Genomic DNA, 12,601 nt, shown 5'->3' with positions numbered 1-12,601 from the left:
TTTTATGTAATCTCTAAAATCATTTTTTTAAACTAACCTAATAATATTAGTACAGATTAAATATTTCTTTTGATTTGTTTACCCCTTATGATAGAATTATAGAGATTAAAAAAGAGAGGAAGTTAGTTATGACTAAACCTATAGTAGCAATTGTAGGCAGGCCAAATGTAGGCAAATCTACAATTTTCAATAGAGTCGTAGGTGAACGTGTATCTATCGTAGAAGATACACCCGGTGTGACTCGAGACAGAATTTATTCATCAGGCGAATGGTTAACACATGATTTTAACGTCATCGATACAGGTGGTATTGAAATTGGTGACGCGCCATTCCAAACACAAATCAGAGCACAAGCAGAAATTGCAATTGATGAATCTGATGTCATTATTTTTATGGTCAATGTACGAGAAGGTTTAACACAAAGTGACCAAGTTGTAGCTCAAATGTTATATAAATCAAAAAAACCTGTTGTTTTAGCAGTAAATAAAGTGGATAATCCAGAAATGAGAAATGAAATCTATGATTTCTATGCTCTTGGTTTTGGCGACCCTTATCCGATTTCTGGTTCGCATGGTTTAGGACTAGGTGATCTTTTAGATGAAGTTGTAAAACACTTTAAAGAAGAAGAACCTGATCCATATGATGATGACACAATTCGTTTATCAATTATCGGACGTCCAAATGTTGGTAAATCTAGCTTAGTTAATGCAATACTAGGTGAAGAACGTGTTATCGTTTCTAACGTAGCAGGAACAACACGTGATGCAGTCGATACTGAATATACTTATGACGATCAGGACTATGTCTTAATCGATACAGCAGGTATGCGTAAAAAAGGGAAAGTATATGAAAATACAGAAAAATATTCTGTATTACGTGCCCTTAAAGCAATAGAACGTTCAAACGTTATTTTAATTGTTATTGATGCTGAGCAAGGTATCATCGAACAAGATAAACGCGTGGCAGGGTATGCTCATGAAGAAGGTAAAGCAATTGTAATCGTGGTAAACAAATGGGATACAGTTGATAAAGAAACTAATACTATGAAAAAATTCAAAGATGAAGTTCGTAAAGAATTCCAATTCTTAGATTACGCTGAAGTTGCCTTTGTTTCTGCAAAAGAAAGTCAACGACTTAGAACGTTATTCCCATATATTACACAAGCCAGTGAAAACCATAAAAAACGCGTTAAGAGTTCAACTTTAAATGAAGTAATTACCGACGCTATTTCTATGAACCCAACTCCGACTGATAAAGGTCGTAGATTGAACGTATTCTATACTACGCAGGTAGCAATTGAACCACCAACCTTTATCGTATTTGTAAATGATGTAGAATTAATGCACTTTTCTTATAAACGTTATTTGGAAAATCAAATCAGAGCAGCATTTGGTTTTGAAGGCACGCCCGTGCATATTATACCTAGAAAGAGAAATTAATTATCGGAGGAGATATTCATGTCTAAAGTAACAGTCTTTGGTACAGGAAGTTTCGGTACAGCTTTAGCAAATGTTTTAGCTGAAAATGGACACCAAGTATTGATGTGGGGCAAAAATGAACAAACAATTAATGAAATTAATGAACAACATATCAATAGTAAATATCTAAAAACAGCTAAGATCAATGACTCAATAAAAGCAACATTAGATATTAAAGCTGCTATAGATTTTTCTGAAGTCTTTTTAATGGCATTGCCTACAAAAGCAATGAGAGCAGTAGCAAGCGAAATTGATTCACTTTTATTAGCTCCAAAAACATTTATACATGTAGCAAAAGGAATAGAAAATGATACTTATAAACGTGTTTCTGAAATGTTAGAGGATTCTATTTCAGCAGAACATAATGCAGGTATCGGTGTATTATCAGGACCAAGTCATGCAGAAGAAGTTGTCATCAAACAACCAACGACAGTTGCTGCATCTTCCAAGTCACCCGAAGTAAGTAAATTAACACAAGACTTATTCATGAATGATTACTTACGTGTCTACACAAATGACGATCTTATAGGCGTTGAATTAGGTGGCGCATTAAAAAATATCATCGCTGTAGCAAGTGGTGTAATCTCAGGTATGGGCTTCGGCGACAATGCTAAAGCAGCACTCATGACGAGAGGTTTAGCTGAAATTAGCCGTTTAGGTGAAAAACTAGGTGCTGACCCTATAACTTTCTTAGGTTTAGGAGGCATTGGCGACTTAATCGTCACATGTACATCTACGCATTCTAGAAACTACACTTTAGGATTTAAATTAGGTGAAGGAAAATCATTAGACAAAGCGTTAGATGAAATGGATATGGTTGTCGAAGGTGTATATACCACAAAATCAGTTTATCATTTAGCAAAAGCGCAAAATGTTGAAATGCCAATAACTAATGCACTTTATAGCGTTTTATTTGAAAATAGACCTGTAGATGAGAGTGTTAGGGATCTTATGGGTCGTGGCAAAAAATCAGAATAGATAAGCATTATTACACTTTTTAACAAATATATAGCAATTTGTTGTTAAAATCCTATTATTTCAACGTTTTCTGCGCATAAATCATTGCAGTTGCAGTATTCGTTGTGTTAAAGTCATACCATAATGATATTAAGTATCATTATAAACCCTAGGGGAGGTGAATTCATAATGAACAAGACAGATTTAATCAATGCTGTTGCAGAACAAGCTGATTTAACTAAAAAAGAAGCTGGTTTAGCTGTAGATGCAGTATTCGAATCAATTCAATCATCACTTTCTAAAGGTGAAAAAGTACAATTAATTGGATTCGGTAACTTCGAAGTACGCGAACGTGCTGCTCGTAAAGGCCGTAACCCACAAACAGGTAAAGAAATTGATATCCCTGCAAGCAAAGTTCCAGCATTCAAAGCTGGTAAAGCATTAAAAGACGCAGTTAAATAATTCTTTACTAAAACTAAAGCCCTTTTATAAGGGGCTTTTTCTTTTTTATATACATTTTTAATCTAAGAACGTTAAACAATCTGCATTTATTTATACTTAATATGATATCATTCGATATAACGGTGATATAAATTAAATATTGTAATAGTCAATAGTCACAATGCTTAATATCAATTAAATTATACATACATAAATCGAAATTTTAAATGTTTCATTGCACTAAAAATGTATTAATACAAATACATCATACATAAATATTTACCGCTTTAACTATCGTTGATTTTATTTTTCTCTATATAATGTTAATATGTATATGGATAATAACGTGAGGTGTGAACATGGAAACGACATTAAGCATATTAGAAAAACAAATTGTACATCGACTTAAAGGTATACATCATTTTGAATCTATAGACATTGATGAAAACTTAGCTCAAATTCTCGATTCATATGATATCCCTGAAGAAGCTAGATTAGCTTGCCTCACAATAGATACTGCGATGCGTCATTTAGACGAAGTTTCTACAACGTTATCGTCTAAAAAGTCTATTTTAATTGGTGACTTATTGAGCGCACATTTTTATACATTATTAGCAAAGTTAAACGCTCCAACTTATCAAAAAGAAATTAGTGCAGCAATCGTTGAAGTGAATGAAATAAAGTCGTCAATACATCACGATGCACTTACTAAAGAGAACATCAGTCAATATATATTAAAAGTTGAAAACCTATTTCCGCGCATTACAATTCAACATTTTGCTCCTGATGCCAATCTTGACTCAATCAATGATAAATTATTAGCGAACTTAGCTGAAAAGCATCCTTCTTATTTAAGTAAATTTTCTAAAAATGAATTAATTACATTTTTAGGTGAAATAAAGTCTGAAATACATTCAAAAAAGAGGTAATTAACTATGGCAGATAATAAAGCAAAAAAAGAACAAGTACATGACGTTTTTCAAAACATTTCTGGAAAATATGATCGCCTAAATAACATTATTAGCTTTGAGCAGCATAAGACATGGAGAAAACGTGTTATGAAAGAGATGAACGTTAAACCTGGTAGCAGAGCTTTAGATGTATGTTGTGGTACTGCTGATTGGTCTATCTCACTTAGTAAGGCTGTAGGACCAACTGGTGAAGTTATAGGTGTAGATTTCAGTGAAAACATGCTCGAAGTTGGCAAAGGTAAAACAAAAGATATGCATAATATACAACTTGTACATGGTGATGCAATGAATCTGCCATTTGAAGACAATGAGTTTGATTATGTGACTATTGGTTTTGGCTTACGTAATGTACCTGACTATCTAGCTACACTTAAAGAATTATACAGAGTACTTAAACCTGGTGGTATGGTTGTTTGTTTAGAAACTAGCCAACCAACAACGCCAATATTCAAACAGGGTTATAAACTCTATTTTAAATTTGTAATGCCTATTTTTGGTAAAGTTTTTGCAAAATCCAAAGATGAGTATGAATGGTTACAACAATCTACTTTTGATTTTCCAGACAAAGAAAAATTAAAACGTCTGTTTGGTCAAGCAGGTTTCAGTAACATAAAAATACGTAGCTTTACAGGTGGCGTTGCAGCGATGCACCTTGGCTATAAATAAAAATGAATCAACCAAAGGTGATTAACGTGTCAAAGTTAAACATGAATAGTGAAATAAAAAAAATCGAAAAGCGATTAGAACAATCTCTTAAAAGCAATGATAAAGTACTAGAAGATGCTTCTTATCATTTGTTTTCTTCAGGTGGCAAACGCGTTAGACCTGCCTTTGTAATTTTAAGTAGCCAATTTGGTATAGAAATGAATGAGGATGTTTATCGAGTAGCTGTTGCACTTGAATTAATTCACATGGCAACTTTAGTTCACGATGATGTCGTAGATAAGAGTGATAAACGTCGAGGAAGCTTAACTATAGCTAAAAGATGGGATCAAAATACTGCTATCCTTGCTGGGAACTTTTTACTCGCATCTGGCCTTGAACATATTTCAAATATTGAAGATAACCGTATTCATTCGCTGATTTCAAGCGCAATCGTTGAAGTATGCATGGGTGAACTATTTCAATTCCAAGATCAATTCAATGGTTATCAAACAATCACAAGTTATTTGCGTAGAATTAATCGCAAAACAGCATTACTGATACAATTATCTACAGAAGTAGGTGCGATTGCTTCTGGTGCAGATCTGAAAACAGTTCACAATTTAAAAATGATTGGCCATTACATTGGCATGAGTTTTCAAATCGTTGATGATATTCTCGATTTTACAAGTACAGAAAAAAAACTAGGGAAACCAGTTGGTAGTGATTTGATGAACGGTCACTTTACTTTACCTGTATTATTAGAAATGAGAAGGCACCCAGAATTCAAAGCACAGATACGACAACTTACTCCTGACACAGATCAAGAAACGTTTGACTATTGTATCCAACGCATTCAATCATCCGATGTTATACAACAATCACAAATAATCAGTGATAAATATTTAGATAAAGCGTTAAACCTACTTAATCAATTGGAGAGCGAAGCTGCTAAACCATTATTTAAGAGATTAATTAAAAAAGTTGGAAAAAGAAATGCATAAGTTACATGAAAAGCATTGAAAGCGCTTTAATTACCTGTTAATATATTAATGTATCTCAAAACATAATATTTTATTGATACATACTTCACGTACATTATTACTGTACAATTGATACATAACAAACAGGGGGATTAACACATTATGGAAAGAACATTTCTAATGATAAAACCAGACGCGGTACAACGCAATTTAATAGGAGAAATTATTTCTCGTATTGAACGTAAAGGACTAAAACTTGTAGGCGGTAAATTCATGACTGTACCACAGTCACTTGCAGAAGAACATTATGCAGAACACACAGATAAACCGTTCTATAACAAATTGATTAGCTTCATCACTTCTGCACCAGTATTTGCTATGGTAGTTGAAGGGGAAGATGCAGTTAATATTTCGCGTCATATTATTGGTAAAACTAATCCATCTGAAGCTACACCAGGCACGATTAGAGGAGACTTAGGTTTAACAGTAGGCAGAAACATCATTCATGGTTCAGACTCGGTAGAATCAGCTAAAAAAGAAATTAACCTTTGGTTTAAAGCTGAAGAATTAAGTGATTATACTGGATCACGTGAAGCATGGTTATACGAATAATTTTAACTTCAATAAATCATATCCTTTATAATAATTCAATATTATGATATAAAAAGCTAACTGAAATTTAATTAATTCAGTTAGCTTTTTTATTTATCCTATAGCATAGCGTCCATTAAAACGCTAAAGTGAGTCTGGAGATTAATACGACATTCTATCGTGTAAATGTAAATTATAGATGATACATCAGCTGACTGTTATCTATAAAGTACTTGGGGAAGCGAGAATACGAAATCAAATTTTAAATTCTAATTTCTGTTCCGCTCTCAAGTAGTAGATACTACTGAAAAATGATAGTATTTCTATATAAAATCAAAAGTTCTTACTATAAAAAATATTCGAATGTTACACTTAAATCATAGAAGTTTTCATAAGATTCAATATTTGTAAATTTTTCTGTTAATTTGAACAATTGAATGTGATAAGATATAGAGAATATTATAATTTAAAGTACTAAAGGAACGGAGTGGGAAAAGTATGAGATATTTAACTTCTGGTGAATCACATGGGCCACAGTTAACTGTAATTATTGAAGGTGTACCAGCAAATTTAGAAATCAACGTATCAGATATTAACGAAGAAATGTTTAAACGACAAGGCGGTTACGGTAGAGGTCGTCGTATGCAAATTGAAAAGGATGCAGTTGAAATTGTCTCAGGTGTACGTAATGGCTATACTTTAGGTAGTCCAATCACATTGATTGTTACAAATGATGATTTTACGCATTGGAAGAAAATTATGGGTGCTGATCCAATTAGTGAAGAAGACCAAGACAACATGAAACGTGTGATTACCAAACCACGTCCAGGCCATGCTGATTTAATTGGTGGTATGAAATACAATCATAGAGATTTAAGAAACGTTTTAGAACGTTCTTCAGCAAGAGAAACTGCTGCACGTGTTGCAGTAGGTGCAGTTTCTAAAATTTTATTAAAACAACTAGATATTAACTTTTATAGTAGAGTGGTTGAAATTGGTGGCATCAAAGATGATACCGAGTATGATCTTGAAACAATTAAAGCTAATATCGATAAAAATGATGTTCGTGTTGTAAATGATGAGATAGCTCAAGAAATTCGCGATAAAATTGACTCAGCTAAAAAAGCAGGCGATACAATCGGCGGCGTAGTGCAAACAATCGTTGAAGGCTTACCAGTAGGTATTGGTAGCTATGTCCATTACGATCGTAAGCTTGATGGTAGAATTGCTCAAGGCGTTGTAAGTATTAATGCATTTAAAGGTGTAAGCTTTGGTGAAGGCTTCAAAGCAGCTGAAAAACCAGGTAGTGAAATTCAAGATGAAATTTTGTACGATACTACGAAAGGTTACTACAGAGGTTCGAATCACTTAGGTGGCTTTGAAGGTGGTATGTCTAATGGTATGCCTATCGTAGTTAACGGTGTAATGAAACCAATACCAACACTTTACAAACCGCTTAACTCTGTTGATATTAATACAAAAGAATCATTTAAAGCTTCTATTGAGCGTTCTGACAGCTGTGCTGTACCTGCGGCAAGTGTTGTAGTTGAGAATGTCGTAGCATTTGAAATTGCAAAAGCATTACTTGAAGAATTCCAAAGTAATCATATTGATCAATTAAAATCACAGATTGATGAACGTCGTTTATTAAATATAGAATACTAAGTAGCAATTTAAAATTTATGAAGTAACTAGGTGAGCATATGAAATTAGAAACTACTTATACATCCAATAACTATCCAATTATTGTAGAACACCATGCATTAAATCAATTACATGAATATATAAATAATTATAAAGATGTTGTGTTGGTTGTTGATGAAACGGTAAATAATAATTGGAATGAAACGATAGACTTTATCACTTCTGAATATGGCGCACATAAACTTATCATTCCTTCTGGTGAAGCAACGAAATCATTATCCTTTTATGAAGAAACGATTGAAGTATTGCTCAGTAAACAATTAACGCGAGATACTTGTTTACTAGCAGTAGGCGGAGGCGCTACTGGTGATTTTACAGGATTCCTTGCTGCAACCTTACTAAGAGGTGTTGATTTTATTCAAGTACCAACGACGATTCTTGCACATGATTCAAGTGTAGGTGGCAAAGTGGGAATTAATTCTAAACATGGCAAGAATTTAATAGGTGCCTTTTATAGACCTAATGCCGTAATATATGATTTGAACTTTTTAGCTACTTTACCTTATGGAGAAATTTTAAGTGGTTATGCAGAAGTTTATAAACATGCCCTGTTGAGTGACACACAAGCTGTGCAAAATATTGAATCGCAATACCCTGATCAATCAGCACTCGCTTCGTTAAATGAAATTGAATATTATTTATTTAAAGGTATCGAAACGAAATTAAATATTATCGTCAAAGATGAAAAAGAATCCAATGTCCGTAAATTTTTAAATTTAGGTCACACATTTGGACATGCAGTTGAATATAATTTTAAAATTCCACATGGCCATGCAGTCATGATCGGTATTATTTATCAGTTTATCGTTGCTAATAAAGTCTTAAATAGAGATTTTGATGTATCTCATTATATTAATTATTTAGTGTCATTAAATTACCCACTAGATATCATTAATGAATTTGAGTTTGAAGCTTTATATCAGCTGATGTTAAAAGATAAGAAAAATGATCAACAAGGAGTTCAAATGGTATTATTGGATGGCATTGGCAATCCTGTGGTAAAACACATAGATAAACCAACACTTCTAAATGCCTTTACAGATTTTCTAACATATTTTAAAAAGTAGGTGGCTTTTTTGACAAACAGTAAAACAATTGATATTAACGGACCATTAGTCGGGGAAATAGAAATACCAGGAGATAAATCTATGACACATAGAGCCATTATGTTAGGTTCTCTTGCGTCCGGCACTTCTACAATATATAAACCGCTTCTTGGTGAAGATTGTCTAAATACAGTGGAGATTTTCCAACAATTAGGTGTTGAAATCACAGTTGGCGAAGATAAAATAGAAATCAATTCGCCTGGATATAAACACTTCAAAACACCTCATCAAGTACTGTATACAGGTAATTCTGGTACAACAACACGTTTAGTGGCAGGTCTGTTAAGTGGTTTAGGCATTGAAGCTGTTATATCTGGTGATGAATCCATTGGTAAAAGACCAATGGACAGAATTATGAAACCTTTAAGCTTCATGAATGCTAATATAACAGGTGTCGATAATAATTACACACCGTTAATCATTAAACCTGCACAAATTAACGGCATGTCTTACCAAATGGAAGTTGCGAGTGCACAAGTAAAAAGTGCAATTTTATTCGCAAGTTTGTTTGCAGAAGAGGCCACGGCCGTTAAAGAATTAGGCACAACACGTAATCATACAGAAACAATGTTCCAACATTTCCACATTCCTGTTACTACTGATGGTAAAACGATAGAAATGCCAAAACGAGGTATCGAATATATCCAGCCCGTAGATTTTCATGTGCCAGGCGATATTTCTTCTGCAGCATATTTTATAGTGGCAGGCTTGATAACAAAAGACAGTGATATTACAATTCACAATGTTGGCATAAACCCAACACGTTCAGGTATTATTGATATCGTGAAACAAATGGAAGGGAACATTACGCTATTCAATCAAACGAATGGCCCAGAGCCAACTGCTTCAATTCGTATACAATATTCACCTAATATGAAGCCAATTCACATTGATGGTGATTTAGTACCAAGAGCAATTGACGAAATTCCAATTGTAGCATTACTATGTACTCAAGCTGAAGGTACAAGTATCGTAAAAGATGCAGAAGAATTGAAAGTCAAAGAAACAAATCGTATTGATACGACAGCGAATATGCTAAATTTATTAGGATTTATGTTACAACCAACAAGCGATGGTATGATTATTCATCCTTCTACTTTTAAACAAACAGCAACAGTCGATAGTTTTACTGATCATCGTATTGGTATGATGCTTGCAATTTCATCATTATTAATAGATAAATCACTAACTATTAATCAATTTGATGCCGTAAATGTTTCTTTCCCAGGTTTCTTACTGAAGTTAAAACAATTAGAAAAAGAGGGATAAAAGTATGGAAGATATCTATAAACTCATAGATGATATCAACTTACAAAAATTAGATAACTTAGACACTCGTGTGAATGAAGCGTTAAGTTCTCCAAAGGACGATGCACTTTTTATACTTGGTGAAACGTTATATAATTACGGTTTAATGCCTCAAGGGCTTGAAGTATTCCGTACGTTATACCATAAATATCCTGATGAAAGTGAATTACTTATCTATTTCATCGAAGGTTTAATGGCTGAGAATCAAACTGATGAAGCTTTAGAATATTTAAACCAAGTTGAATTATCAACTGAACGTTTAATGTTAGAAGCTGATTTATATCAACAATTAAATATGCTAGAAGTTGCGATAGATAAATTAGTTGATGCCATAGAGATTGAACCAAATGATCCAATCATACACTATGCACTTGCTGAATTATTGTATTTTGACGGACAATACTTACGTGCAGTTTCGGAATATGAAACTGTGCTTGAAACAGGCGAATACGAAGTGAATGGCACAAATTTATTTTCTCGCTTAGCAGATTGTAGTTTGCAAAGTGGAAACTACAGTGATGCGATTAAAATGTTTGATGAAATTAATGAAGAAGAAATGGTGTCTGAAGATTACTTTAAAAAAGCGATTGCTTATGAAAAAAACGAACTTTCTCAAGAAGCGATTAATTTAGTTCAAACTCTATTATCCAAAGATCCAGACTTCTTACAAGGCTATTTTTATCTGCAACAGCTTTATGAAAATGAACATAACCATGCAGAAGCCATTGAGATTGGTAAAGAAGGCTTGAGATTAAGTCAATTTTATAAAGAATTGATGGTATCAACAGGCGCTATAGCAATTGAGCATGGCGATGCGAATGAGGGTGTACAATTATTACTACAAGCCTTAGAAGTTGATAATGCTTACCAAGAGCCACTTTTAATTCTAAGTGATTTATATAGACATGAGGAAGACTATGAGTCACTTATAGCACTATTGAAATATGTTGATGAAGAAGATTTAGATCCTGTCTTTATGTGGCATTTAGCATTTGCATTGGGACAAGAGGAACGAGACAAAGAAGCGCAACATTTCTTCGAATTAGCATATCCAACATTGCACACGCAATCTGCGTTCCTAAGCGATTATTATTTCTATCTAGTTGAAATCGGACAAATTGAACAAGCAAAATCAATGCTAAATCAATTACTTGAATTAGATCCAAGTAACGAAACATGGCATGATGAAGCAGAAAGATTATTATCTTTCTAGTCAAGGAAGGTGAGTAAGATGAGCAATACCCTACAACAAGTGAAAGCTAATTTTATTGAATATCTTCTTTTTCAATACCAGTTTAAATCTAGGATTAGTGTGTGGGTATTAAACTTAATTAAGTCCTCACCTGAGTTACTTCAACAAATTCATTTTGTGGACGAACTTATTTCTGACCATCATATTTTGGAAATTGCTATGGAACATACTGAGCAACAAGGTATTAAGTTCACACTTACTGACCAGCAATTGATTAATAGTGATGAAATCTTCAATTATGTAGCAACTGATGCCGTGTCTTTTGATATTAAACTGCATTTTAGTAAAGTACAATCTAGGGAGACTCGTTTAGATGAATTATTATTAATGCAATTGTTACATTCACCGTACTATGCTATGTATATGCAAGACATTTATAGTATCCCACTATCAAAACAAAGCGAGTCCTCTATTATCACGCATTTACAAGATAATATTGATTTAAGTTTACAATTGCATGATAAAGCGCTGTTTTATCAATTAACTCAAATCCTTAACACGTTTGAGTTAAGAAATGGAAATAAAACAATGAAGGATTGACCTTATGAATATAAAATCTCTATGGCATTTACTCATTTATAATAAAGGTGTACTTTACTTTCTATTTATTTGTAATTTATTAGGTACAATATATGGTTATATTTGGTATGGTGATCAACTGAGTGTATCGAGTTGGCAATTCATACCATTTGTACCTGATAGTCCAACCGCTTCATTATTTTTATGTATTGCATTAATTGGACTTATCGTAGGTAAAAACTTACCAACTATTGAAGCTTTAGCTTTTGTATCGCTGATAAAATATGGTGTATGGGCAGTTATTATGAACATCATTATGTTTGTACAATACGACTCAGTTACAATTATTGGCTGTATGCTTATATTTTCTCACGGTATTATGGCTATAGAGGCATTTTTCTTTTACCCAAGATTTAAAATCACTATTCTTGCTTTTACTATTGCTGTGATATGGGTATTCCATAATGACATTATTGATTATGTATTTATGCAATATCCTTACTATGATTTCATTGCTAACCATGTTGAAGGTATTGCTTACCTCGCATTTTGGTTAAGTGTCATACCTTTAGTGCTATATTTAAATTTAACTCGATTTAAAAAGGATAAAATATTTGACCATCATTAACGTTCACAGTAAAATGTTTAT

13 protein-coding genes are annotated in these 12,601 nt (G+C 33.2%); all 13 read left to right on the top strand.

From position 1 onward, the window contains the following. Positions 1 to 128 precede the first annotated feature (128 nt). The 13 genes from der to M4L39_RS03390 all read left to right on the top strand — a co-directional run bounded on the left by der (position 129) and on the right by M4L39_RS03390 (position 12,580). Complete coding sequence (der, locus tag M4L39_RS03450) at positions 129 to 1,439, top strand: ribosome biogenesis GTPase Der (protein WP_277580766.1); 1,311 nt, start codon at positions 129 to 131, stop codon at positions 1,437 to 1,439. An 18-nt stretch (positions 1,440 to 1,457) separates the two neighbouring features. Beyond that, entirely contained in the window at positions 1,458 to 2,456 is a 999-nt protein-coding gene (locus M4L39_RS03445) for an NAD(P)H-dependent glycerol-3-phosphate dehydrogenase (RefSeq protein ID WP_277580765.1), read from the top strand. 168 nt (positions 2,457 to 2,624) lie between these two features. After that, a complete protein-coding gene (locus tag M4L39_RS03440; RefSeq protein ID WP_002483248.1) occupies positions 2,625 to 2,897 on the top strand; it encodes an HU family DNA-binding protein in 273 nt (90 codons plus the stop codon). Between the two features lie 338 nt (positions 2,898 to 3,235). Beyond that, entirely contained in the window at positions 3,236 to 3,805 is a 570-nt protein-coding gene (locus tag M4L39_RS03435) for a heptaprenyl pyrophosphate synthase subunit A (RefSeq protein WP_277580764.1), read from the top strand. A gap of 6 nt (positions 3,806 to 3,811) precedes the next feature. Continuing rightward, positions 3,812 to 4,513 carry a demethylmenaquinone methyltransferase gene (locus tag M4L39_RS03430; RefSeq protein ID WP_277580763.1) on the top strand — a complete coding sequence of 234 codons (702 nt, stop codon included), beginning with the start codon at positions 3,812 to 3,814 and terminating at the stop codon, positions 4,511 to 4,513. 26 nt (positions 4,514 to 4,539) lie between these two features. Beyond that, a complete protein-coding gene (locus M4L39_RS03425) occupies positions 4,540 to 5,493 on the top strand; it encodes a polyprenyl synthetase family protein (RefSeq protein ID WP_277580762.1) in 954 nt (317 codons plus the stop codon). A gap of 141 nt (positions 5,494 to 5,634) precedes the next feature. Further along, positions 5,635 to 6,084 (top strand): nucleoside-diphosphate kinase, encoded by a 450-nt coding sequence (gene ndk / locus M4L39_RS03420; RefSeq protein WP_277580761.1) that lies wholly within the window; start codon positions 5,635 to 5,637, stop codon positions 6,082 to 6,084. A gap of 477 nt (positions 6,085 to 6,561) precedes the next feature. Continuing rightward, on the top strand, positions 6,562 to 7,728 hold the full coding sequence (aroC, locus tag M4L39_RS03415; protein ID WP_277580760.1) for a chorismate synthase: 1,167 nt from the start codon (positions 6,562 to 6,564) through the stop codon (positions 7,726 to 7,728). A gap of 38 nt (positions 7,729 to 7,766) precedes the next feature. Next, positions 7,767 to 8,834 carry a 3-dehydroquinate synthase gene (gene aroB / locus M4L39_RS03410; RefSeq protein WP_277580759.1) on the top strand — a complete coding sequence of 356 codons (1,068 nt, stop codon included), beginning with the start codon at positions 7,767 to 7,769 and terminating at the stop codon, positions 8,832 to 8,834. Positions 8,835 to 8,843: 9 nt separating this feature from the next. Next, positions 8,844 to 10,142 carry a 3-phosphoshikimate 1-carboxyvinyltransferase gene (gene aroA / locus M4L39_RS03405; protein ID WP_277580758.1) on the top strand — a complete coding sequence of 433 codons (1,299 nt, stop codon included), beginning with the start codon at positions 8,844 to 8,846 and terminating at the stop codon, positions 10,140 to 10,142. 4 nt (positions 10,143 to 10,146) lie between these two features. Continuing rightward, positions 10,147 to 11,394: a hypothetical protein gene (locus M4L39_RS03400; RefSeq protein ID WP_277580757.1), complete on the top strand. Its 1,248-nt coding sequence runs from the start codon at positions 10,147 to 10,149 to the stop codon at positions 11,392 to 11,394. 18 nt (positions 11,395 to 11,412) lie between these two features. Continuing rightward, positions 11,413 to 11,973 carry a YpiB family protein gene (locus tag M4L39_RS03395; RefSeq protein ID WP_277580756.1) on the top strand — a complete coding sequence of 187 codons (561 nt, stop codon included), beginning with the start codon at positions 11,413 to 11,415 and terminating at the stop codon, positions 11,971 to 11,973. Between the two features lie 4 nt (positions 11,974 to 11,977). Then, a complete protein-coding gene (locus M4L39_RS03390; protein WP_277580755.1) occupies positions 11,978 to 12,580 on the top strand; it encodes a DUF1405 domain-containing protein in 603 nt (200 codons plus the stop codon). Positions 12,581 to 12,601: the final 21 nt, after the last annotated feature.

This window comes from Staphylococcus equorum, assembly GCF_029531845.1.
Taxonomy (GTDB): Bacteria; Bacillota; Bacilli; order Staphylococcales; family Staphylococcaceae; genus Staphylococcus; species Staphylococcus equorum_C.
The sequence above is the reverse complement of the archived record's forward strand: the minus strand, read 5'-3'. Positions and strand labels throughout refer to the sequence as shown.

What these genes read in the sequence shown, in the direction of transcription:
- der (WP_277580766.1), top strand. Translation starts at nt 129, where the DNA reads ATGACTAAACCTATAGTAGCAATTGTAGGCAGGCCAAATGTAGGCAAA.
- M4L39_RS03390 (WP_277580755.1), top strand. Translation starts at nt 11,978, where the DNA reads ATGAATATAAAATCTCTATGGCATTTACTCATTTATAATAAAGGTGTA.
- M4L39_RS03395 (WP_277580756.1), top strand. Translation starts at nt 11,413, where the DNA reads ATGAGCAATACCCTACAACAAGTGAAAGCTAATTTTATTGAATATCTT.
- aroB (WP_277580759.1), top strand. Translation starts at nt 7,767, where the DNA reads ATGAAATTAGAAACTACTTATACATCCAATAACTATCCAATTATTGTA.
- aroC (WP_277580760.1), top strand. Translation starts at nt 6,562, where the DNA reads ATGAGATATTTAACTTCTGGTGAATCACATGGGCCACAGTTAACTGTA.
- ndk (WP_277580761.1), top strand. Translation starts at nt 5,635, where the DNA reads ATGGAAAGAACATTTCTAATGATAAAACCAGACGCGGTACAACGCAAT.
- M4L39_RS03400 (WP_277580757.1), top strand. Translation starts at nt 10,147, where the DNA reads ATGGAAGATATCTATAAACTCATAGATGATATCAACTTACAAAAATTA.
- M4L39_RS03430 (WP_277580763.1), top strand. Translation starts at nt 3,812, where the DNA reads ATGGCAGATAATAAAGCAAAAAAAGAACAAGTACATGACGTTTTTCAA.
- M4L39_RS03440 (WP_002483248.1), top strand. Translation starts at nt 2,625, where the DNA reads ATGAACAAGACAGATTTAATCAATGCTGTTGCAGAACAAGCTGATTTA.
- M4L39_RS03445 (WP_277580765.1), top strand. Translation starts at nt 1,458, where the DNA reads ATGTCTAAAGTAACAGTCTTTGGTACAGGAAGTTTCGGTACAGCTTTA.
- M4L39_RS03435 (WP_277580764.1), top strand. Translation starts at nt 3,236, where the DNA reads ATGGAAACGACATTAAGCATATTAGAAAAACAAATTGTACATCGACTT.